We start from the raw sequence: 22,195 nt of genomic DNA, 5'->3' as shown, positions 1-22,195 counted from the left end.
ACAAGCCGGAACTTCGCGGGGCGCCTTGTGGCGCCCCTTTTCATGTCCGGGCCACGGCTTCGCGGGCCTCGCGCACCGCGCGGATACGGCGTCGGCGCGCCAGTTCGACATTCATCAACGCCCCCAGCATCACTGAAAACCCGGCCAGATAGAACCACATCAGCAATGCGACCACCGTCCCGATGGACCCATAGATGCGGTTATAGCTGTTGAAGCTGCCCAGATAGGCGGAAAACGCGACCGAGGCCGCAGCCCAAAGCAGCGCCGCGAACAGGCCGCCCCAGGTGAAGATCGGCGTGCGCGGTGCCTTCACATTCGGACCATAGCGATACAGGATCCCGATCCCCAGAATGACGATGACGAACATCCCGGCCCAGGGCAGCGCGGTGACCAGCGTGGTCCGAAACGGTGCAAAGACCATGAAATTCAGGATCACCGGCACCACGACGATGGTCGCCAGCCCAGCCAGCGAAATGCCCATGATCGCCAGCGTCAGAAGATAGGCCAGAAGAAAGCCGAAAATCGTCGAATGCGCCCGGACCCCATAGGCGGCGTTCAGCCCGCGCACCAATGCATCGACCCCGGCGCGGGCGGCGATGGTCGCGATCATGAAGGACAGAAACGAGGTCCACCCGATCGAAGTCCGCCCGCTGGCCGTCAGCGACATGACCTGCTGATCGATGATCTCGGCCGCGCCATCGGGCAGGAATTCGTGCGCGACATCGACATAGGCCATGATGACATTCGGATCGAACCACAGGCTCCACAGGGCCAGAATGGCTGCAAGGCCGGGAAAAACCGCGAACATCGCATAGAAGGCCACGCCCGCCGCGATCAGACCCATGTGGATCTTGTCCATCCGTTCGAAGACCGCCTGCCAGAACGACCAGAAATCGCGTAGAAAACTCAGCATCAGGCCCCGCGCATTGGTTGACCCAAGCTTACGCGGGAAACCTGCCGAGGCAACAAGGGGATGTTACTGATAGCGCGCCCAGACCGCCCCATCGCCCAGCTTGGCGATGAAATCCCGATGGGCGGTGGCTTCCTGGTCGGTCAGCCGCGGCGGCAGGGGCGTCGGGCGCGGGGCGCGGCGCACGGTGCTGCGGTCGGTGGCGGCCACATCCTGTTCCTGACCGGGACGGTCCAGAACCAGATCCGGCTGGCGGCCGCCGATCAGCTCCAGATACACTTCGGCCAGAATCTCGCTGTCCAGAAGCGCGCCGTGCAGTTCCCGGTTCGAGTTGTCGACCCCAAAGCGACGACACAGCGCATCCAGCGAGGCCGGCGAGCCGGGGAACCGTTCCCGCGCAATCGCCAGCGTATCCAGCGCCCGCGTCCAGGGCAGGGTCGGATGCCCGGCGCGGCGCAGTTCGGCATTCAGGAATTTCATGTCGAAGGCCGCGTTGTGGATCACCAGCTTTGCGTCATCGGCCACGAAATCCAGAAAATCCTGCGCGATCTCGGCAAATTTCGGTTTGTCGCGCAGAAAGTCATCGCCCAGACCATGCACCTCGAACGCCTCGTTGGGCATGCTGCGTTCGGGATTGATATAGACGTGGAAGGTCCGGCCCGTCGGCAAATGATTCAACAGCTCGACCGCGCCGATTTCGACGATCCTGTCATCTTTTTCCGCGTCAAAGCCGGTGGTTTCGGTATCGAGAACGATTTCACGCATCGGTTTTCACCTTGTCCAGAATCTGCCGCACCGCAGCGCGGGCACCGTCCAACGTATCGGTCGGGATGATCCAATCGGCGCGGGCGCGCTTGTCGGCATCCGGCATCTGCCGCGACAGGATCATCTGCAGGGTATCGGGGGTCATGCCGCCACGGGCCAGGACGCGGGCGCGTTGGGTGTCCGCATCGGTGGACACCACGGCGACGCCGTCCATCTGGTCGCGATAGCCAGCCTCGAACAGCAATGGAATATCCAGAATGACGACCGGATCGGCAGCATGCCGGGCCAGAAATTCGGCACGGTCGGCGGCCACCAGCGGATGAACGATCGCCTCAAGCCGCGACAATGCGGCGGGATCATCGGCCAGAAGGTGTTTCAGCGCGGTCCGGTCCACCGCATCGGCGGCAATTGCCGTTGGGAAGGCCCGCGCGACCGGCGCGACGGCCGCACCGCCCGCCGAATACAGCCGATGCACGGCCTCATCCGCGTCCCAGACGGGACAGCCCATGTCGCGAAACATCTGCGCGGTGGTCGTCTTGCCCATGCCGATGCTGCCGGTCAGGCCCAGTTTGTAGCTCATTCCAGAACGACCCGCCGGACTTCGTCGTCAACCTCGGGGCGCTGACCGAACCAGCGTTCAAAACCGGGTGCGGCCTGATGCAGCAGCATCCCAAGACCGTCGACGATCTGGCACCCCCGCGCCTCTGCCTCGGCAAGGAAAGGGGTTTTCAGCGGCGTATAAACCAGATCGGTGACCAACGCGTCGGGCGACAGCGCGTCCAGCGGGACGCGCAGCGGCTGTTTCCCGGTCATCCCAAGCGCGGTCGCATTCACGACCGTTCCGGCGCCTTCCAGCATGTTCCCCGCCTGGGCCCAGTCATAGACGACGACACGGGCACCGAATTCGGCCCGGATCTGTTCGGAACGGACCCGCGTGCGGTTGGTGATGCGGATTTCCGTCACGCCACTATCCAGCAACGAGGCCACGACCGCCCGCGCGGCACCGCCCGCACCGATCACCGCCGCTGGTCCCCAGGCCGGCACCCAGTCCGGCGCATGCTGGCGCAGATTGGCGATAAAGCCATAGCCGTCGGTATTGTCGGCATGGATCTTGCCGTCGGGGCGGAAGATCAGCGTATTCGCCGCCCCGATCAGCGCCGCACGGTCGGTCACCACATCTGCCAGCGTCAATGCCGCCTCTTTATGAGGAATGGTGACATTCACCCCGACGAAACCCGCGCGGGGCAGGCTGCGCAGCACCTCGGCCAGATGTTCGGGCATGACGGGCAGGGGAATGTAGTGGCCGTTGATGCCATAGCGGCGCAACCAATGGCCATGCAGGCGCGGCGAACGGGAATGCGCAATCGGCATCCCGATCACCCCCGCAAGGGGCGCATGCGTAATCTGTTCCTGCGGCAGGTCGTCAGACATCGGGGTCACGGCAAGTTTGTTCCTGTGGCGGGCAGAGTAGGGCCCAAGCCGCGCGGAAAAAAGTCCCTTTCGCATAGAATGCAAGACAGCCCCGGAAGGCCTGTGGACAGAATCCGTGGGTAAGAGTCCGGGAATCATGTTTGCGAATCATCACTTTGCAAAATCGGGGGTGATTCCATCACAGAACAGAGTCCGAACGCCCGCAATCTACCCACAGGTGGATAAGTTTCGACCTGAACTGCGCAGTTTTGGGGATAAGTTTGGTCGACCAATTTGATCCCCGAACTTATCCACATGTGATCTGATTGGATTCATTGCCGGAAAGGGATCTGCGATGAGGTAATCACAGCTTTATCCACAGGCCTTGATTCTGAGGATGAGCCTGTGTCGAACCCGGTCATCCCCTTATCCTCAGGGCCTACTACAACATCATCCTTTTCTTTCTCTCTTTTTATTTGGATAGGGAGCGGGCAGAACGATCCGCATGATCGACCTGCTGCTAGAATTTTTTCCCTACGTGAAAGCGTTTCACGTGATGGCCGTCATCTCGTGGATGGCAGGATTGTTCTATCTGCCCAGATTGTTCGTCTATCACGCCGAACGCGGCATGGATTCGGCCGAGCCGAAGGGCAGTTTCGTCGTCATGGAAGACAAATTGCTGCGTCTGATCATGAAACCGGCGATGATTGCGACCTGGATCAGTGGAATCTGCCTGGTTCTGACACCGGGAATCGTTGATTGGACGATGATCTGGCCCTGGACCAAGGCGATTTCGGTGATTGCGATGACAGGATTCCACCACTGGTGCGCCGCGGAAACGCGTCGTCTGGGCGACGAAGTTGCGCTTTCGGGCAAAAAATACCGTTTGATGAACGAGATTCCGACCCTTCTGATGGTCGTCATCGTGGCGTCGGTGATCGTGAAATTCTGACGAAAAGATTGACTCGTCGCTCTGTCGCGCTTATTTCGCGGCAAACCCGGCCGTCCGGTGCGGGATTCTCCATGACATAGAACGCGTCGGCAATTCCTGTGCTTTTGCCATGCGGAAGGTGATGAAATGAGCGAAGAACGCCTCAATCTTTCCGATCTGAAGGCAAAAAGTCCCGCCGATCTGCTATCCATGGCCGAGGAATGGGAAGTCGAGAACGCATCGACCATGCGCAAGGGCGAGATGATGTTCTCGATCCTGAAAGAGCATGCCGAAGAGGGCTGGGATATCGGCGGCGAGGGCGTTCTTGAGGTTGTCCAGGACGGTTTCGGCTTTCTGCGCTCGACCGAGGCGAACTATCTGCCCGGTCCCGACGACATCTATGTCAGCCCGGACATGATCCGTCAGCACGCGCTGCGCACCGGCGACACGGTCGAGGGTGTCATCCGCGCACCTGGGGAAAACGAACGTTATTTCGCCTTGACCAAGGTCGAGCGGATCAATTTCGAAGACCCTGACAAGGCCCGCCACAAGGTCGCGTTCGACAACCTGACCCCGCTTTATCCCAATGATCGCCTGAACATGGAGATCGAGGATCCAACGATCAAAGATCGCAGCGCACGGATCATCGATCTGGTCGCGCCGATCGGCAAGGGGCAGCGTTCGTTGATCGTGGCGCCGCCGCGCACGGGTAAAACCGTTCTGCTGCAGAATATCGCGCATTCGATCGCCCGGAATCACCCGGAATGCTATCTGATCGTCCTTCTGATCGACGAACGCCCGGAGGAAGTGACCGACATGCAGCGTTCGGTGAAAGGCGAGGTAATTTCCTCGACCTTCGACGAACCTGCCAGCCGTCACGTCGCGGTCAGCGAAATGGTGATCGAAAAAGCCAAACGACTGGTCGAGCATAAACGAGATGTTGTGATCTTGCTGGATTCGATCACAAGACTTGGCCGCGCCTATAACACGACCGTGCCCAGCTCGGGCAAGGTTCTGACGGGCGGTGTCGATGCGAATGCGCTGCAGCGGCCCAAGCGCTTCTTTGGTGCGGCACGGAACATCGAAGAGGGTGGTTCGCTGACGATCATCGCAACCGCGCTGATCGACACCGGTTCGCGTATGGACGAGGTGATCTTCGAGGAATTCAAGGGCACCGGTAACAGCGAGATCGTCCTGGACCGCAAGGTGGCCGACAAGCGCGTCTTCCCGGCCATGGACATCCTGAAATCCGGCACCCGGAAAGAGGATCTTCTGGTCGAGGCGAAGGATCTGCAAAAGACCTATCTGCTGCGCCGGATCCTGAACCCGATGGGTACCACCGACGCGATCGAGTTCCTGATCTCGAAGCTGAAACAGACCAAAACCAATTCCGAGTTCTTCGATTCAATGAACGCCTGACGGGGCTGCGATGGACCTGATTTTTGCAGAAGCCACTCCGCCGGGGCGGGGTGGCGTTTCCGTCGTCCGGATCAGTGGATCCGGGGCGCGTGCGGCTGCGGAAATGATGGCAGGTCCGTTGCCAAGTCCGCGCCAGACCTATCTGCGTTCGCTACGCGATGGTGACGAGGTTCTGGACCAGGCATTGGTGATCTGGTTCGCTGCGGGTGAAAGCTTTACCGGTGAAGAGGTCGCCGAGCTGCATCTGCATGGCGCGCCGGTGATCGTGCGTCGTGTGGCAGAGCTTCTGCGGGGCAGGGGCCTGCGGGCCGCCGAGGCCGGCGAGTTTACCCGAAGGGCGTTCCTGAACGGACGCATGGACCTGGCCGAGATAGAGGGTCTGGGTGATCTTCTGGACGCCGAGACAGAGGCGCAGCGGCAACTGGCCATCCGCTCGGCCGGTGGCGAATTGGCACGCAAGACGGAAGAGTGGCGCGCGTTGCTGATCCGGGCTGGCGCCTTGGTGGAATCCAGTGTCGATTTCGCGGATGAAGAGGTACCGGATGATGTGCCGGATGAAGTCTTTGTCCTTCTGAATCAACTGGTTGAGGGCCTTGATCAAGAGATTGGCGGCTTTCCGGCGGCCGAACGGATCCGAAAAGGGTTCGAAGTGGCCGTGATCGGCCCGCCGAATGCCGGTAAATCAAGTCTTATCAATCGTATAGCGAAAAGGGATGTCGCGCTGGTGTCGGAAATCGCCGGCACGACACGCGATATCATCGAGTTGCGCCTGGATCTGAAGGGATTGGCGGTCACCTTGCTGGATACAGCAGGATTGCGCGATACCGGTGATGTGGTAGAGCAGCTGGGCGTTGAACGTGCGAAACAGCGCGCCTTGGCGGCAGATCTTCGGCTGCATCTTTCGGATGATGGGTCAATCTACCAAGATAGTTTTATTGACGGCGATCTGATCATCCGCGGCAAAGCTGATCAAGCGGCCGAGGGTAAGGGATTGGCGATTTCATCGGTGACCGGCCAAGGCATCGATCAGTTGCTGGCCGAGATTTTCGACCGTCTGTCCGATCGGATATCTGGGGCGGGTGTTACTAGCCACGAACGACAGTTGAACGCGCTTGTTGATGCGCGTCAGGCCCTTGTTGGTTTGGAGGACCTTCCGCCAGAACTTTTGGCCGAGCAGATACGCCAAGCGGCCGTATCCTTGGATCGCCTGCTTGGCAGAATCGGTGCGGAAGAGTATCTAGATGTCATCTTCAGCTCGTTCTGCATTGGAAAATAGAGGGTGTTTCACGTGAAACATTTCGATGTCATCGTGATCGGGGGCGGGCATGCCGGCGTCGAAGCTGCTGCCGCCAGTGCGCGTATGGGTGCCAGAACGGCGCTTGTTACTATGCAGGAAGCTGATATCGGCACGTTGTCCTGTAATCCGGCGATAGGCGGCCTTGGTAAGGGCCATCTGGTGCGTGAAGTTGACGCAATGGACGGTTTGATGGGGCGCATCGCTGATCAGGCGGGAATTCAGTTCCGACTGTTGAACCGTCGTAAAGGCCCCGCGGTTCAGGGACCACGCGCCCAGATGGACCGCGCGATCTATCGAAAGACAGCAAACCGGTATCTGCGAGAGATCCAGAACCTAGAATTGTTCTTCGATGAGGTTATCCGCCTCTCCAACGATGATAGTGTGATGACCGGCGTTGAACTTAAGGCCAGCGGCGCGTTGACAGCTGACGCCGTTGTTTTGACAACCGGCACCTTTCTCAACGGCGTTATCCATATCGGCGACGTGTCGCGTGCCGCAGGTCGTTGGGGCGACAGTGCATCCAATGAACTGGCCGCGTCTTTGTTGCAATTTGATCTTCCGATTGGTCGTTTGAAAACCGGGACGCCGCCGCGTCTTGACGGAAAGACCATCAATTGGGAAATACTGGAGGCGCAACCCGCAGACGCTGATCCGGTCATGTTCTCTTATGTGAATAATACACCGGCACAGAAGCAGATCTCCTGCGGGATAACGCATACAAACGAACAGACGCACGCAATTATACGCGATAACATTGAGCGGTCCGCAATGTATGGCGGTCACATATCCGGGCGCGGTCCCAGGTATTGCCCTTCGATCGAAGATAAGGTTGTTCGCTTCGCGGATAAGACCGCGCATCAGATCTTCTTGGAGCCGGAGGGGCTGGCGGACGATACCGTGTATCCCAATGGCATCTCGACCTCGCTGCCAGCCGATGTCCAAGAGGCCTATGTTCGGTCGATACATGGCCTTGAAAATGCGGTTATTTTGCAACCCGGATATGCCGTCGAGTATGACTATATCGACCCTCGGGCGCTGACCGAGACGTTGCAGGTGAAATCTGTCTCTGGCCTTTACCTCGCGGGTCAGATCAATGGCACGACCGGCTATGAAGAGGCCGCAGCGCAGGGCTTGGTCGCAGGGCTCAACGCAGCGTTGCAAGTCCAAGGGCGGGATCGCGCTGTTTTCAGCCGTACTAACAGCTATATCGGCGTCATGGTCGATGATCTGACATCGCGTGGCGTGACCGAGCCCTACCGGATGTTCACATCGCGCGCCGAGTTTCGTTTGACATTGCGGGCCGATAACGCGGATCAGCGCCTGACACCGTTTGGCATCGAACTTGGTTGCGTCGGGGAAATACGGAGAATAAGCTATGAGGCTCGGCAGGCTGCGTATCGGTCTGCGGTCGTCCGGGCCAAAGAGGTTACATTCTCCCCAAATGAGCTATCGAAACAGGGTTTTCAGACCCGGCAGGATGGCGTTCGCCGCTCTGTTTTCACTCTGTTGGGCGTCTCCGACATCGCGGCTGAGGATCTGTTTCTTGTGGCACCGTTCCTGGCGGAGCTGTCAGCAGAAACGCTTCAGCAGGTCAAAAATGACGCACTTTACGCCCAATACGCCGATCGTCAATCGCGGGATGCAGCTGCGATCCAGGGTGATGAAGAGATCTCGTTGCCGGCTGATTTGGATTTTCTTGCCATTGAAGGCTTGTCTGGCGAGTTGCGTTCCAAACTTGATGCGGCAAGGCCTCGGAACCTCGCCGCGGCCGCGCGGATTGAAGGGATGACGCCAGCAGCCTTGACACTGCTGGTCGCGATTTCCCGGGGGGCGAAACGGCGTCGCGCATGAGAATGCATGTTTCACGTGAAACAACGGCCAGGCTTGACGCTTATCAAGACCTGATCAGGAAGTGGAACCCCCGGATAAATCTGGTGGCCCCGTCGACGCTTGATGACTTGAAGGGGCGTCATATCGACGACTGTTTGCAGCTTGCCGCACAGGTTTCGGCGGTATCGGGTTCGTGGGTCGATATCGGAAGTGGAGGGGGATTTCCGGGTATCGTGCTTGCTATCGCTCTGGCCGATCAGGATCTGTTGATCACTTTGATTGAAAGCGATCAGCGAAAATCGACGTTCCTTCGCACCGCCATCCGCGAACTTGATCTGAAAAATGCGCAAGTCCTGACGGCAAGAATTGAACAGGCGACGCGGCAAAATGCGGACTATCTAAGCGCCCGCGCCCTTGCCCCTTTGCCTCGCCTCATGCCATATTTGACGCGTCATCTGGGCGCAAATGGGCAGGCTTGGTTGATGAAGGGGCAGCGATGGCAGGACGAGGTTGACGAAGCGCGACAAGCTTGGGCATTTGATGTCGAAAGCTATGAAAGCGTGACGCAGCCTGGTGCGGCTATTTTGAAGATCAGCGGAGTGACGCATGAATAACCACTATATCGTCGCGATTGCGAACCAGAAGGGTGGGGTTGGCAAGACGACGACTGCGGTGAATTTGGGTGCGGCGCTGGCACAGGCCGGGCATCCGACGATTTTGGTGGATCTGGATCCCCAGGGAAATGCGTCGACTGGATTGGGTATTGAGGCCGATCAGCGCGATCTGACGGTTTACGATCTGCTTTCCGGGTCTGAGACGCTGGCAAGTACAGCCATACCCACCGATATCGAAAATCTTCTGATCGTTCCCGCCACCTCGGATCTGGCCTCTGCTGATGTCGATCTGTCTCAGATGCCGGACCGGACCCGGCTGCTGCGCAATAAGTTGTCCGAGGCGCTGCCCGGTACGATCATCCTGATCGACTGTCCGCCCGCACTTGGCCTGCTGACTGTCAATGCGATGGTGGCTGCCGATAGCGTTCTGGTCCCACTTCAGGCCGAATTCTATGCCTTGGAAGGGTTGTCGCAGCTTTTGTCGACGGTCAAGCAGGTTCGGCAGACCGCGAACCCGGAACTTCGCATCAATGGGATCCTGTTGACGATGTCCGATTATCGCAACAACCTGTCGCAGCAGGTCGAAGCAGACGCCCGCGCAACCTTGGGCGATCTTGTCTATCCCACCGTGATCCCGCGGAATGTGCGCGTGTCCGAGGCGCCGTCGCATGCCCAACCGGTGTTGGAATATGACCCGGGTTCGAAAGGCAGTGCGGCATATCGCCAATTCGCGGCAGAGTTCGCCGCAAGATTGAAGCTGGCAGAGGAGGCCGCGTGATGTCCGAACAAAAAGCTGCCAAGCGCGGTCTGGGTCGCGGGCTTTCGGCCCTGATGGCGGATGTCGATCTTGCCGGTCCCGGTGTCGCCCCGACGCGTGACCGGACGATGGTCCCGATCGAGCAGATCATGGCCAACCCTGATCAGCCGCGCCGGCAATTCGAACCTGCGGCATTGCAGGAACTGGCCGAGTCGTTGAAGAACCGCGGTGTTCTTCAGCCGCTGATCGTCCGCCCGCATCCGGGCGACGCAGAGATGTATCAGATCGTAGCCGGCGAGCGTCGCTGGCGTGCCGCGCAGATGGCGCAGCTGCACGAACTGCCGGTGATCGTTCGAGATCTCAGCGATACCGAGGTTCTGGAAGTCGCGATCATCGAGAATATTCAGCGTGCGGATCTGAACGCAATCGAAGAGGCCGCATCATTCCGTCAGTTGATGGACCGTTTCGGGCATACTCAGGAACGGCTGGCCGAGGCGTTGAACAAAAGCCGCAGCCATATCGCGAACCTGCTGCGCCTGTTGAACCTGCCAGAGATCGTGCAGGATTTTGTCAAGGACGGTAAGCTTAGCGCGGGGCACGCGCGGGCGCTGATCACGGCTGAAAATCCCGCGCAGCTTGCCCGCAAGGTTATCGAAAAGGGGCTGTCGGTACGCGAAACCGAGGATCTGGTTCGCAAACAGTCGGAACCGCAGAACGGACAGGCCCGGTCGCAGCGTGGCGCCGACAAGGATGCCGACACCCGCGCCTTGGAAACCGATCTTGCGGTGCACCTGCGCATGAAAGTCGCGATCAAGCATTCAGCCACAAGTGGTGGTGGTCAGCTGACGGTGAAATACAAGGACTTGGATCAGCTGGATCAGCTGTGCCAAATTCTTGGACGCTCGGGCTGAACCATTACAAGATCTGCTTCATGCCTCGGGTCGGCTGGCAACATACGCGCCGACACCAGCACAAATTGCGGCTTGGGTGGCAACCACCCATAGGGGCATGCCCAGCACGAAGGACAGCGTCACTCCTGCGGTCATCGCCCCCACTGCCCAGATCTTGGCGACGCGGCCAATCGCGCCCCGTTCCTGCCAGGCGCGGACCGGTGGGCCGTAGGTCGGGTGGCTTAGGATCTTGTGCTGCAGCCGGGGCGATGATTTCGCAAAAGCCCACGCGGCGACCAGAAGAAATGGAACGGTTGGCACGACCGGCAGGGCGATGCCGATAATGCCACAGGCCAGCGCAACGCATCCTAGCAGATACCAGAACACGCGCATTCTAGGCAGCCAATTCGCGCAGGATGGCGTTCAGGACCGGTCGCCCCTTGGTCGTGGCCTGCAGGTAACCGTCGCGACGCTGAACCATGCCCAGATCCATCAGGTCGGTCACTGCCCGTTCTTCCAAGGGTTGGCCCGCCAGCGTCGCATAACGCGCCTCGTTCATGCCTTCGCGCAGCCGCATCGACATCAGCAGATATTCCGTCGCCTGTTCGTCCAATGGCAGAAACGCACGATCGGATTCCCCGGTTCCCTTGGTTTCCACGGCATCCAGCCAGGCACCGGGCTGGCGATGCGCTTCGGTTGCGAAGCGTCCGTGGGGCAGGGTGATGCGCCCATGTGCGCCTGGGCCGACGGCAGCCCAGTCGCCCTGTCGCCAATAGATCAGATTGTGCCGGCTTTCCGCGCCGGACAGCGCATGGTTCGAGGTTTCATAGCCCGAAAGCCCGGCGACCTCGCAAATATCCTGTGTTTCCAGATACATGTCGGCTGCGATATCGTCATCGGGAAGATCGCGCAGCTTGCCCGCCGCGGCACGGGCGCCAAAGGCGGTGCCCGGTTCGATCGTCAGTTGATACAGCGACAGGTGGTCAACGGCCATGGACAGGGCTTCCTGCAATTCCGCCCGCCAGGCGTCGCGCGATTGGCCCTGACGCGCGTAGATCAGGTCAAAGCTGACGCGCGTGAAACAGTCGCGCGCGACGTCGAATGCGGCCCGCGCCTCGGCGACGGAATGCATCCGGCCAAGGCGGCGCAGATCGTCGTCATTCAGCGCCTGAATGCCCATCGACAGTCGATTGACACCGGCCTCGGCAAAGCCCGCGAAGCGGGTCTTTTCGACGCTGGTGGGATTGGCCTCAAGCGTGATCTCGATGTCATTGGCAAAACCCCAGGCGGCGCGGGCGGCGCGGATCACCTGATCCACGGTGTCGGGCGCCATCAGCGACGGGGTGCCGCCACCAAAGAAGATGCTGTTCAGGTGCCGCCCCGGCAGTTCCTGTGCCAGACGTGCGATTTCGGCGGCAAGGGCGCGGCCCCAGCGGGTCTGATCGACCTGCGCGGTCACATGGCTGTTGAAGTCGCAATAGGGGCATTTGGCGGCGCAGAACGGCCAGTGGACATACAGCCCGAAGCCGCCATTGCGCCAATCATCCTGCGGGATCTGTGTGGTCATTCCTGCATCGCCGTTACTTCGATCTCGACCTTCATTTCGGGTCGGATCAGCCCGGCGACAACCATCGTCGCGGCAGGGCAGATATGCGCCAGATAGTCGCGCAGCACCGGGGCAAGCGCGTCGACATGGTCGGGATCGGTGACGGTATACTGCACCCGTACGATATCGGCCATCTGGAACCCGGCCTGGTCCAGGACATCGGCGATTGTGGCAAAGCAGTTCCGCGCCTGTTGGGCCACGTCCTCGGGCATGACCATCCGGCGATAGTCATAGCCGGTCACGCCCGAGACAAAGCACCAGCCGCCCTTCACCACGGCCCGGCTATAGGCCATCCTTTCCTCGAAGGGCGATCCGGTGGTGATCTTACGCAAAGCTGCCCTCGATCAGCTTCGCCACGGCCAATGCGCGATGGCTGAGGCTGTTCTTCTGCTGGGCGCTCATTTCGCCAAGGGTGATATCGTGACCGTCGGGCACGAAGATCGGGTCATAGCCGTGGCCCTCGGCGCCGCGCGGGGGCCAGGTGACGCGTCCGGGCAGAACCCCTTCGAACACCTCGTCATGGCCGTCGGGCCACATCAGCACCAGCGTGCAGCGGAACTGGGCGCTGCGAGGTTCAGGGGCGTTCACGGCCTCCAGCTCGGACCAGGTGCGCTCCATCGCCATCGCGAAGTCGCGCCCGTTCGGAGTCTCGGCCCAATCGGCGGTATAGACGCCGGGCGCGCCACCAAGCGCATCGACGCTGATGCCGCTGTCATCGGACAGGGCAGGCAGGCCGGTCGCCTGAACGGCGGCGCGGGCCTTGATGCGGGCATTTCCGACGAAATTGTCCTCGGTCTCGACCGGCTCGGCCAGTTCGGCCTCGGCGGCGCCGATCACCTCGACGCCGTAAGGGGCCAGCAGGGCGCGCATCTCGGCGAGTTTTCCGGCGTTATGCGTCGCCATCAGCAGGCGCTTGTCCTGAAATTTCCTCATGCCAGGGCGGCCTTTTGCGCGGCGACCAGTTCGGCGATGCCGCCTTCGGCCAGATCCAGCAGCTTGGACATCTCATCGCGGCTGAAGGTGGCGCCCTCGGCCGACATCTGTACCTCGATCAGCCGGTTCGAGCCGGTCAGGACGAAATTGCCGTCGGTGCCGGCCTCGCTGTCCTCGGGATAGTCCAGATCGACGATCGGCTGACCGGCATAGATGCCGCAGCTGACGGCGGCGACGTGATCCACGATCGGATCGGTGGTCAGCGCGCCCGATGCCAGCAGCTTGTTCACCGCCAGACGCAGCGCGACCCAGCCGCCCGTGATCGAGGCGCAGCGCGTGCCGCCATCGGCCTGGATGACATCGCAATCGATGGTGATCTGCCGTTCACCCAGCGCGACGCGGTCCACGCCGGCGCGCAGGCTGCGGCCGATCAGGCGCTGAATTTCCTGCGTGCGGCCCGATTGCTTGCCCTGTGCGGCTTCGCGGCGGTTGCGGGTATTGGTGGCGCGGGGCAGCATGCCGTATTCGGCGGTGACCCAGCCCAGGCCCGTTCCTTTCAGAAAACGGGGCGGATTGTCCTCGATCGAGGCGCTGCACAGCACATGGGTATCGCCACAGCGGATCAGGCACGACCCCTCGGCGTGCCGCATCACCCCGGTTTCGATTGAAATCGGGCGCATTTGGCTTAGATTCCGGCCTGAAGGGCGCATGGCTTTTCCTTTCCGATGAAGATTGGCTGCCCAATACAGGGGCCGCCCCCCGCGACGCAAGACCGAGAGGCATATGAGCCAGGAATCGCTGCTGTCAGAGCTGAATGACCGGTCCCGCGAAGTGTTCCGCCGGGTGGTCGAGACCTATCTGCAAACCGGTGAGCCTGTCGGCTCGCGCACATTGACGCGTGCGCTGTCGGAAAGGCTGAGCGCCGCGACCGTCCGCAATGTGATGCAGGACCTGGAATTCATGGGGCTTCTGGACAGTCCGCATATCTCGGCGGGGCGGTTGCCGTCGCAGATGGGGCTGCGGCTGTTCGTCGATGGCATGATGGAAATCGACGCCGTCGCGCCGACCGACCGCGCCGCGATAGAACAGACGCTTGGCAATGACGATCCCGATACCGGGCTGCTGCTGGATCGGGTCAGCACGGCGCTGAGTTCGATCACCCATGGTGCGTCGCTGGTTCTGATGCCGAAACACGAGGCCCCGATTCGCCATATCGAGTTTGTCAGCCTTGCCCCCGACCGGGCGCTGGTCGTGCTGGTCTTTGCCGATGGCCATGTCGAGAACCGCATCTTTACCCCGCCGCCGGGTCAGACACCTTCGTCGATGCGCGAGGCCGGAAATTTCCTGAACGCCATGGCCGAGGGCCGGACCCTGGCCGAGCTGCGCAGCAACCTGTCCCGCCAGATCACAGAGCGGCGGCGCGAACTGGACGTGCTGGCCGCCGAACTGGTCGAATCGGGGCTGGCGCTGTGGAACGGTGAAACCACCGACCCGCGGCTGATCGTGCGCGGGCGGGCCAACCTGCTGGACAGCGAAGCCGCCGATCTGGACCGCATCCGGGTGCTGTTCGACGATCTGGAACGCAAGCGCGACATCGTCGAGTTTCTGGAACTGACCGAAAAAGGCGAGGGGGTGCGCATTTTCATCGGCTCCGAGAACAAGCTTTTTTCACTTTCGGGTTCCGCTCTGGTGGTTTCACCCTATATGAATGCCGACCGAAAGATTGTAGGCGCGGTGGGCGTCATCGGACCGACCCGGCTGAACTATGGCCGGATCGTTCCGATCGTTGATTACACCGCCCAGCTGGTTGGACGCGTCCTGTCCGGCCGGAAAGGATGAGTTGGAAGATGACCGAGCAGAACGAACAGCCGATCGACGACATCATGGCAGACCCGCTGGCCGAAACCGAAGCCGAAGACGAGGTTGCGCGCCTCACGGCCGAGCGTGAAGAGTTTCGCGACAAATGGATGCGTGCGCTTGCCGATGCGGAAAATGCCCGCAAGCGCGCCGACAAGGAACGTCGCGACGCCGAAAACTATGGCGGCTCGCGTCTGGCGCGTGATCTGCTGCCGGTCCATGACGCGCTGAACCGCGCGCTTGAGGCCGCGACCGACGAACAGCGCGCGGCGGCCTCGGCCCTGATCGAGGGGGTCGAACTGACGCTGCGCGAATTGTCGAACGTCTTTGCCAAGCATGGCATCAAGGTGATCACCCCCGCCAATGGCGAAAAGTTCGACCCGACCTGGCACGAAGCCATGTTCGAGGCACCCGTCCCCGGCACCACCGCGGGCGAGATCATTCAGGTCATGGAAAACGGCTTTGCGCTGCATGACCGTCTGCTGCGCCCCGCCAAGGTCGGAGTCAGTTCGACACCGGCAAGCTGATTTGGGGCTGCCGCGCGGAGATTGCCTGTCCGCGCGGCGCTACAACCTTCCGCCGACTTGCCGATTGTTCCCGGGCGCGCGACGCTTGGGGACGTTAGGTCATCGGAGGAGGGGACCATGACTAACCCCGAGGGTATCCGCATCCACCCTGCGGTGGATCATGGGGTCAAACCGGGAACCCCCAGCTTTTCGGGCGGCGTGCTGTGCTGTCATTGCGCCGCGGATCCGGTCAAGGTCAGGATCGGCGCGCAGACATCCCACAACCATGTCTGCGGGTGCAGCAAATGCTGGAAGCCCGATGGCGCCATCTTCAGCCATGTCGCGGTCGTGTCGCGCAACGCGGTCGAAATCCTGCAGAACGGCGACAGGCTGGAAATCGTCGATGGCAATGCCGCGATCCAGCGCTATCGCTGTTGCGGCTGCGGGGTGCACATGTTCGGCCGCATCGAGAACAAGGATCATCCTTTTTATGGACTGGACTTTGTCCACACGGAATTGTCTGACGCGGAGGGCTGGTCCGCGCCCGAATTCGCCGCCTATGTCAGTTCGGTGATCGAATGCGGTGTCGATCCGTCGCGGATGGACGGGATTCGGTCGCGACTGCGCGAGCTTGGGTTGGAACCCTATGACGTGCTGTCGCCAGCATTGATGGATGCAATCGCGACGCATGCGGCCAAGCGCAGCGGCGCGTTGCCCGCGTGACACAGGCCCCGGCGCCTGACGACAAATCCAGGGGGGCCGCAGCCACGGCCCCTTCGGCCAGAAGATAACGCCCGATCGAAAGGACAGGAGTCGATTATGAGAACCCGTGCCGCCGTGGCCCTAGAGGCCGGTAAACCGCTAGAAGTGATGGAAGTGAACCTTGAAGGCCCGAAGGCCGGCGAGGTTCTGGTCGAAATCAAGGCGACCGGCATCTGCCATACCGACGAATTCACCCGGTCGGGCGCGGATCCCGAAGGCATCTTCCCCGCGATCCTGGGCCATGAAGGCGCCGGTGTCGTGGTCGAGGTCGGCGCGGGCGTGACCTCGTTGAAGCCGGGCGATCACGTCATTCCGCTATACACCCCGGAATGCCGCGAATGTGCGTCCTGCCTGTCGGGCAAGACCAACCTGTGCACGCGGATCCGCGCGACGCAGGGTCAGGGCCTGATGCCCGATGGCACCACCCGCTTTTCGATGCTGGATGGCACGCCGATCTATCACTACATGGGCTGCTCGACCTTCGCCAATCACACCGTCCTGCCCGAAATCGCGCTTGCCAAGGTCCGCGAGGACGCGCCCTTCGACAAGATCTGTTATATCGGCTGTGGCGTGACCACCGGGATCGGCGCCGTCATCAACACCGCCAAGGTCGAGATCGGCGCCAAGGCCGTTGTCTTCGGTCTGGGCGGGATCGGCCTGAATGTCATTCAGGGCCTGCGCATGGCCGGTGCCGACATGATCATCGGTGTCGATCTGAACGACGACAAGAAGGAAATGGCCGAGCGTTTCGGCATGACCCATTTCGTCAACCCGAAGAATGTCGAGAATGTCGTTCAGGAAATCGTCGAGCTGACCAAGACCCCCTTCGACCAGATCGGCGGCGCGGATTACAGCTTTGACGCGACCGGCAACGTCAAGGTCATGCGCGACGCGCTGGAGTGCACGCATCGCGGCTGGGGTCAGTCGGTGATCATCGGTGTGGCGCCCGCAGGGGCCGAAATCAGCACCCGTCCGTTCCAGCTGGTCACCGGCCGGGTCTGGAAGGGCACCGCCTTCGGCGGCGCGCGCGGGCGCACCGATGTGCCGAAAATCGTCGATTGGTACATGGACGGCAAGATCGAGATCGACCCGATGATCACCCACACCATGCCGTTGGATGACATCAACAAGGGCTTTGACCTGATGCATCACGGGGAATCCATCCGCTCGGTCGTGCTTTACTGATCCTTCACGGCTGCTTAGGTAAAAGAACGGCGGGGCTCCGGTCCCGCCGTTGCCATGAGGAACACGAAGGAGCAGGCCCATGCGCCATCAATGGCTGGACGATGACGACAACGATGATGACGACGACCACCCGGTCAAGGGCGACAAGGACGGCGAGCTGGGCCTGCCCGAAGGCGACAAGATCGGCAAGCTGTACTTCAAATCGCGCACGGTGATTGTCGCCGGCCCTATCAATGACAAACTGGCACAGCGCACCGTGGCCCATCTTCTGGCCCTGGCCGAGGACAGCGACGAGCCGATCAACATGCTGATTTCCTCGCCCGGCGGGCATGTGGAATCGGGCGACATGATCCATGACGTGATCAAGTTCATCCGCCCGACCGTTCGCACGATCGGATCTGGCTGGGTGGCCAGCGCGGGCGCGCTGATCTTTGTGGGTGCGGAAAAGGAAAACCGCTACTGCCTGCCGAACACGCGGTTTCTGATCCACCAGCCCTCGGGCGGGATCGGGGGCACGTCCTCGGACATGATGATCCAGGCCGAACAGGTCCGCCTGATGCGCGATCGCCTGAACCAGATCTTTGCGGACGCCACCGGCCAGACGCTGGAACGGATCGAGAAGGACACGCATCGCGACTTCTGGCTGAACACCCAAGAGGCGCTGGATTACGGCCTTCTGGGCAAGGTCATCCGCAGCGTGGATGAACTGAAATGACGATCCGGGGCGGGGGAAACCCTGCCCCGCTTCCTTTGTGACCGGGCGTGGCCCGCAGATGTTTCTTGCGAAAATCCACAACGACCTTCTGCACCATTCGTGGCGCAAGGGACGTTTTTGCATTGCGGTTCGCGGCAAGGCTGGCTTTCCTGCGCCCGACTGATCCTCACCCTGAAAGGAGCGTGCCGTGACCCTGGAAACGATCTCGGAAAATCGCAGCTTTGCCGGAACGCAGGGCGTTTATCGCCACAGATCGCAATCGACCGGCACCGACATGACCTTTGGTTTGTACCTGCCCGAGGCCGCGCAATTCGGGCGGGTGCCGGTCCTGTGGTATCTGTCGGGCCTGACCTGCACCCATGAAAACGCCATGACCAAGGCCGCCGCCCAGCAATGGTGCGACGAAGCCGGGATCGCGATCATCTTTCCCGATACCTCGCCACGCGGCGAGGATGTGGCCGATGACGAGGCCTACGATCTGGGCAAGGGCGCGGGCTTCTATGTCAATGCGACGCAAGTCCCGTGGAAGCCGAATTTCCAGATGTGGCAGTATATCGTGCATGAGCTGCCCGAACTGGTCAGCGACAATTTCGCCATCGACCGCGACGCCATGGGCATCACCGGCCATTCGATGGGCGGGCATGGTGCGCTGACCATCGCGATGACCCATCCCGACCGCTACAGGTCGGTGTCGGCCTTTGCCCCCATTGCCAACCCGACCCAATCCGATTGGGGCCGCAAACAGCTATCGGCCTATCTGGGCGATGACGAGGCCGCGTGGCGTGCCCATGACGCGACCCTGCTGATGACCGAACATGGCTATCCCGGCGAGGTTCTGATCGATCAGGGCAGCAGCGATCAGTTTCTGGACCTGCTGAAGCCCGAGGCGCTGGCCCATGCGATGATGGCGCGCCGTCAACCCGGCCAGTTCCGGATGCAGCCGGGCTATGATCACAGTTATTTCTTCGTGCAAAGCTTCATGGCCGACCACGTCATGTGGCATGCCGAACGTCTGCTGTGATCCTTTGCCACTAGTTCCCGACCGCCCTGCCAATTCCTCATAAGACTTTAGGGGTAACTGGCAGGGCGGCTGATTGACGCAACGGGATATGCGCCCAACACTGATGAAGGTCCGCTGCGGGGGGAGGAAACGCCGCGACGCCGGACCAACAGCGGAGGAGCACATCCATGAAACATCTACTGAACAGTGCGGCAGCCGCGCTGATTCTGTCGGGCGTCGGCGCCCATGCCAATGAAAGCGTGACCGAGGCCATCTCGAACCCGCAGCAATGGGCGATCCAGACCGGCGATTATGCCAATACCCGTTATTCGCAGCTTGACCAGATCAACAAGGAAAATGTCGGCGATCTGCGCGTGTCCTGGTCATTCTCGACCGGGGTTCTGCGCGGCCACGAGGGCAGCCCGCTTGTCATCGACAACGTGATGTATGTTCACACGCCGTTCCCCAACAAGGTCTTTGCGCTGGATCTGGCCAATGACGGCAAGATCATGTGGCGCTATGAGCCGCAGCAGAACCCCGATGTAATCGCGGTCATGTGCTGCGACACGGTCAACCGCGGTGTGGCCTATGCCGACGGCATGATCCTGCTGCATCAGGCCGATACGACGCTGGTGGCGCTGGACGCCAAGACCGGCGAGGAAAAATGGAAGGTCGTGACCGGCGACCCGGCGATCGGTGAAACCAACACCGCCACGGTTCTGCCGGTCAAGGACAAGGTGATCGTCGGCGTATCGGGTGGTGAATACGGCGTACGTGGCCGGGTGACCGCCTATAACCTGTCCGACGGCAGCGAAGCCTGGAAAGCCTATTCGACCGGCCCCGACGAAGAGATGCTGGTCGATCCCGAAAACACCATGCATCTGGGCAAGCCCATCGGCGCCGACAGCAGCCTGAACAGTTGGGAAGGCGATCAGTGGAAGATCGGCGGCGGCACGACCTGGGGCTGGTATTCCTATGATCCGGACCTGAACCTGGTCTATTATGGCACCGGCAACCCCTCGACCTGGAACCCGTCGCAGCGTCCGGGCGACAACCGCTGGTCGATGACCATCATGGCCCGCGATGCCGATACCGGCATGGCGAAGTGGTTCTACCAGATGACGCCGCATGACGAATGGGACTATGACGGCGTCAACGAAATGATCCTGACCGATCAAGAGGTCGATGGCGAACAGCGCAAGCTGCTGACCCATTTCGACCGCAACGGCTTTGGCTATACGCTGGACCGCGAAACCGGCGAGTTGCTGGTGGCTGAAAAGTTCGATCCGGCGGTCAACTGGGCGACTGAAGTCGTCATGGATCCCGAATCCGACCAATATGGGCGCCCGCAGGTCGTGGCCGATTACTCGACCGAACAGAACGGCGAGGATGTGAACTCGACCGGGATCTGTCCGGCGGCCCTTGGCTCGAAGGACCAGCAGCCGGCGGCCTATTCGCCCGATACCGGTCTGTTCTACGTGCCGACCAACCATGTCTGCATGGATTACGAACCGTTCCGCGTGGCCTATACCGCCGGTCAGCCCTATGTCGGCGCGACGCTGGCCATGTATCCGGCCCCCGACAGTCATGGCGGCATGGGCAACTTCATCGCCTGGGACAATGTCGCGGGCGAGATCAAGTGGTCGCTGCCTGAACAGTTCTCGGTCTGGTCCGGCGCCCTGGCGACCAAGGGCGGCATCGTGTTCTACGGCACGCTGGAAGGCTATCTGAAGGCGGTGGATGCCGAAACCGGGGACGAGCTTTACAGCTTCAAGACCCCCTCGGGGATCATCGGCAATGTCATGACCTACGAGGCCAACGGCAAGCAGTATATCGGCGTGCTGTCGGGCGTCGGAGGCTGGGCCGGGATCGGTCTGGCGGCGGGTCTGACCAATCCCAATGACGGTCTGGGTGCCGTGGGCGGCTATGCCGCACTAAGCGACTATACCGAACTTGGCGGTCAGCTGACGGTGTTCGAACTTCCCGGCGATATGGCCGCCGCGCCGGCCGAAGCCGCCGAAGGTGAAGGCACCAGCGGCTAATACTTTGGTTTCGCACAACTCAAGTTGATCTGTGAAAGGGCCGCCCCAGCACTAGACTGGGGCGGTTCTGTCTGAGGAGAGCAGGCAGTTTCCAACAGGAGGAGATTTGGAATGAAAGCCATTACCAGCCTCACGGCGCTGGTCCTTGGCGCGTCGCTGGCCGTTCCGGCCTTCGCGCAGTCCGAGACACCCCCCGCCGAGGCAGGCGCAGGCGCCGCGGCTGCCGTATCCGGTGGTGGCGACAGTGCCCCCGCCGACACCCAGGAAGGTGGAAATGACGCGCCGGTCGACATGGCCGAGGGGCAGACCACCTTGCCCAACGGTATGGATATCACCCCCGATTATACCGAGAATGGTCGCTGGTATAACGCCGACGACATCCCCACCTTCAAGATCGAAGAGGACGGCACCGTCGATTTCGCGACCTTCAACGGGTTCCGCCGCTATTCGGCGGAATGCCATGTCTGTCACGGCCCCGATGGCGAGGGGTCGACCTATGCCCCCGCGCTGAAGGATTCGGTTCTGCGGATGGATTATTACGATTTCATGCAGGTCGTCGCCTCGGGCAAGCAAGAGGTCAACTCGGCCCAGAATCAGGTGATGCCCGCCTTCGGCACCAACAAGAATGTCTGGTGCTATATCGACGACATCTATGCCTATCTGCTGGCTCGTGGGGTCGATGAATTGCCGCGCGGTCGCCCGGCGAAGAAGGGTCCGAAAACCGACGAATTCGCCGCGCAGGAAGATTCCTGCATGTCGATGTGAC

General features: G+C 61.1%; 24 protein-coding genes. 15 read left to right on the top strand and 9 right to left on the bottom strand.

Features of this window, described 5'->3' with window-relative positions; all coding sequences use genetic code 11:
- Nucleotides 1-40 precede the first annotated feature (40 nt).
- From BMX67_RS04110 to BMX67_RS04095, 4 genes are all read right to left on the bottom strand, one after another.
- On the bottom strand, nt 41-913 hold the full coding sequence (locus tag BMX67_RS04110; protein ID WP_090732704.1) for a YihY/virulence factor BrkB family protein: 873 nt from the start codon (nt 911-913) through the stop codon (nt 41-43).
- Between the two features lie 63 nt (nt 914-976).
- Entirely contained in the window at nt 977-1,675 is a 699-nt protein-coding gene (gene dnaQ / locus BMX67_RS04105) for a DNA polymerase III subunit epsilon (protein ID WP_090732703.1), read from the bottom strand.
- Nucleotides 1,668-2,255, bottom strand: coding sequence for a dephospho-CoA kinase (coaE, locus tag BMX67_RS04100; RefSeq protein WP_090732701.1), 588 nt, complete (start codon nt 2,253-2,255; stop codon nt 1,668-1,670). The genes dnaQ and coaE overlap by 8 nt, the downstream gene beginning before the upstream one ends.
- On the bottom strand, nt 2,252-3,106 hold the full coding sequence (locus tag BMX67_RS04095; RefSeq protein ID WP_090732699.1) for a shikimate dehydrogenase: 855 nt from the start codon (nt 3,104-3,106) through the stop codon (nt 2,252-2,254). The genes coaE and BMX67_RS04095 overlap by 4 nt, the downstream gene beginning before the upstream one ends.
- Before the next feature lie 484 nt (nt 3,107-3,590).
- Between BMX67_RS04095 and BMX67_RS04090 the strand changes: the two genes are divergently transcribed.
- From BMX67_RS04090 to BMX67_RS04060, 7 genes are all read left to right on the top strand, one after another.
- Nucleotides 3,591-4,037: a CopD family protein gene (locus BMX67_RS04090; protein ID WP_090732698.1), complete on the top strand. Its 447-nt coding sequence runs from the start codon at nt 3,591-3,593 to the stop codon at nt 4,035-4,037.
- A gap of 126 nt (nt 4,038-4,163) precedes the next feature.
- Entirely contained in the window at nt 4,164-5,435 is a 1,272-nt protein-coding gene (gene rho / locus BMX67_RS04085; protein ID WP_090732696.1) for a transcription termination factor Rho, read from the top strand.
- Between the two features lie 10 nt (nt 5,436-5,445).
- On the top strand, nt 5,446-6,711 hold the full coding sequence (gene mnmE, locus BMX67_RS04080; RefSeq protein ID WP_090732695.1) for a tRNA uridine-5-carboxymethylaminomethyl(34) synthesis GTPase MnmE: 1,266 nt from the start codon (nt 5,446-5,448) through the stop codon (nt 6,709-6,711).
- 12 nt (nt 6,712-6,723) lie between these two features.
- Nucleotides 6,724-8,583: a tRNA uridine-5-carboxymethylaminomethyl(34) synthesis enzyme MnmG gene (gene mnmG, locus BMX67_RS04075; RefSeq protein ID WP_090732693.1), complete on the top strand. Its 1,860-nt coding sequence runs from the start codon at nt 6,724-6,726 to the stop codon at nt 8,581-8,583.
- Nucleotides 8,580-9,176: a 16S rRNA (guanine(527)-N(7))-methyltransferase RsmG gene (gene rsmG / locus BMX67_RS04070; RefSeq protein WP_342707895.1), complete on the top strand. Its 597-nt coding sequence runs from the start codon at nt 8,580-8,582 to the stop codon at nt 9,174-9,176. The genes mnmG and rsmG overlap by 4 nt, the downstream gene beginning before the upstream one ends.
- A complete protein-coding gene (locus tag BMX67_RS04065; protein WP_090732689.1) occupies nt 9,169-9,954 on the top strand; it encodes a ParA family protein in 786 nt (261 codons plus the stop codon). Before rsmG ends, BMX67_RS04065 begins: the two co-directional genes overlap by 8 nt.
- A complete protein-coding gene (locus BMX67_RS04060; RefSeq protein WP_090732687.1) occupies nt 9,954-10,844 on the top strand; it encodes a ParB/RepB/Spo0J family partition protein in 891 nt (296 codons plus the stop codon). Before BMX67_RS04065 ends, BMX67_RS04060 begins: the two co-directional genes overlap by 1 nt.
- A gap of 18 nt (nt 10,845-10,862) precedes the next feature.
- Here the strand turns inward: BMX67_RS04060 and BMX67_RS04055 are convergent, their stop codons facing one another.
- Genes BMX67_RS04055 through rph form a run of 5 tightly spaced genes read right to left on the bottom strand, consistent with a single transcriptional unit; the run spans nt 10,863 to nt 14,072 of the window.
- On the bottom strand, nt 10,863-11,216 hold the full coding sequence (locus tag BMX67_RS04055; RefSeq protein ID WP_090732686.1) for a YbaN family protein: 354 nt from the start codon (nt 11,214-11,216) through the stop codon (nt 10,863-10,865).
- A gap of 1 nt (nt 11,217) precedes the next feature.
- The gene (gene hemW, locus BMX67_RS04050; RefSeq protein ID WP_090732684.1) at nt 11,218-12,390 is read right to left on the bottom strand and encodes a radical SAM family heme chaperone HemW; all 1,173 of its coding nucleotides are present in this window, start codon (nt 12,388-12,390) and stop codon (nt 11,218-11,220) included.
- Nucleotides 12,387-12,761 (bottom strand): RidA family protein, encoded by a 375-nt coding sequence (locus tag BMX67_RS04045; protein WP_090732683.1) that lies wholly within the window; start codon nt 12,759-12,761, stop codon nt 12,387-12,389. Before BMX67_RS04045 ends, hemW begins: the two co-directional genes overlap by 4 nt.
- Complete coding sequence (gene rdgB, locus BMX67_RS04040; protein WP_090732681.1) at nt 12,754-13,362, bottom strand: RdgB/HAM1 family non-canonical purine NTP pyrophosphatase; 609 nt, start codon at nt 13,360-13,362, stop codon at nt 12,754-12,756. Before rdgB ends, BMX67_RS04045 begins: the two co-directional genes overlap by 8 nt.
- Nucleotides 13,359-14,072 (bottom strand): ribonuclease PH, encoded by a 714-nt coding sequence (rph, locus tag BMX67_RS04035; RefSeq protein WP_090732680.1) that lies wholly within the window; start codon nt 14,070-14,072, stop codon nt 13,359-13,361. The genes rdgB and rph overlap by 4 nt, the downstream gene beginning before the upstream one ends.
- Nucleotides 14,073-14,145: 73 nt before the next feature.
- Here rph and hrcA point away from each other — a divergent pair, with 73 nt between their 5' ends.
- The 8 genes from hrcA (at nt 14,146) to BMX67_RS03995 (ending at nt 22,194) form a co-directional block, all read left to right on the top strand.
- Complete coding sequence (gene hrcA / locus BMX67_RS04030; RefSeq protein ID WP_090732679.1) at nt 14,146-15,201, top strand: heat-inducible transcriptional repressor HrcA; 1,056 nt, start codon at nt 14,146-14,148, stop codon at nt 15,199-15,201.
- Between the two features lie 44 nt (nt 15,202-15,245).
- Nucleotides 15,246-15,746: a nucleotide exchange factor GrpE gene (locus BMX67_RS04025; protein WP_411958289.1), complete on the top strand. Its 501-nt coding sequence runs from the start codon at nt 15,246-15,248 to the stop codon at nt 15,744-15,746.
- A 117-nt stretch (nt 15,747-15,863) separates the two neighbouring features.
- Complete coding sequence (gene gfa, locus BMX67_RS04020; protein WP_090732675.1) at nt 15,864-16,448, top strand: S-(hydroxymethyl)glutathione synthase; 585 nt, start codon at nt 15,864-15,866, stop codon at nt 16,446-16,448.
- Nucleotides 16,449-16,544: 96 nt separating this feature from the next.
- On the top strand, nt 16,545-17,672 hold the full coding sequence (locus BMX67_RS04015; protein ID WP_090732673.1) for an S-(hydroxymethyl)glutathione dehydrogenase/class III alcohol dehydrogenase: 1,128 nt from the start codon (nt 16,545-16,547) through the stop codon (nt 17,670-17,672).
- 79 nt (nt 17,673-17,751) lie between these two features.
- Nucleotides 17,752-18,387: an ATP-dependent Clp protease proteolytic subunit gene (locus BMX67_RS04010; protein ID WP_090732671.1), complete on the top strand. Its 636-nt coding sequence runs from the start codon at nt 17,752-17,754 to the stop codon at nt 18,385-18,387.
- Between the two features lie 193 nt (nt 18,388-18,580).
- A complete protein-coding gene (fghA, locus tag BMX67_RS04005) occupies nt 18,581-19,408 on the top strand; it encodes an S-formylglutathione hydrolase (RefSeq protein WP_090732892.1) in 828 nt (275 codons plus the stop codon).
- Between the two features lie 167 nt (nt 19,409-19,575).
- Nucleotides 19,576-21,429, top strand: a complete 1,854-nt coding sequence (locus BMX67_RS04000; protein WP_090732669.1) for a methanol/ethanol family PQQ-dependent dehydrogenase — start codon at nt 19,576-19,578, stop codon at nt 21,427-21,429.
- A gap of 111 nt (nt 21,430-21,540) precedes the next feature.
- Complete coding sequence (locus BMX67_RS03995) at nt 21,541-22,194, top strand: c-type cytochrome, methanol metabolism-related (protein ID WP_090732667.1); 654 nt, start codon at nt 21,541-21,543, stop codon at nt 22,192-22,194.
- Nucleotide 22,195 lies beyond the last annotated feature (1 nt).

Source organism: Paracoccus homiensis (assembly GCF_900111675.1).
Taxonomy (GTDB): Bacteria; Pseudomonadota; Alphaproteobacteria; order Rhodobacterales; family Rhodobacteraceae; genus Paracoccus; species Paracoccus homiensis.
The sequence above is the reverse complement of the archived record's forward strand: the minus strand, read 5'-3'. Positions and strand labels throughout refer to the sequence as shown.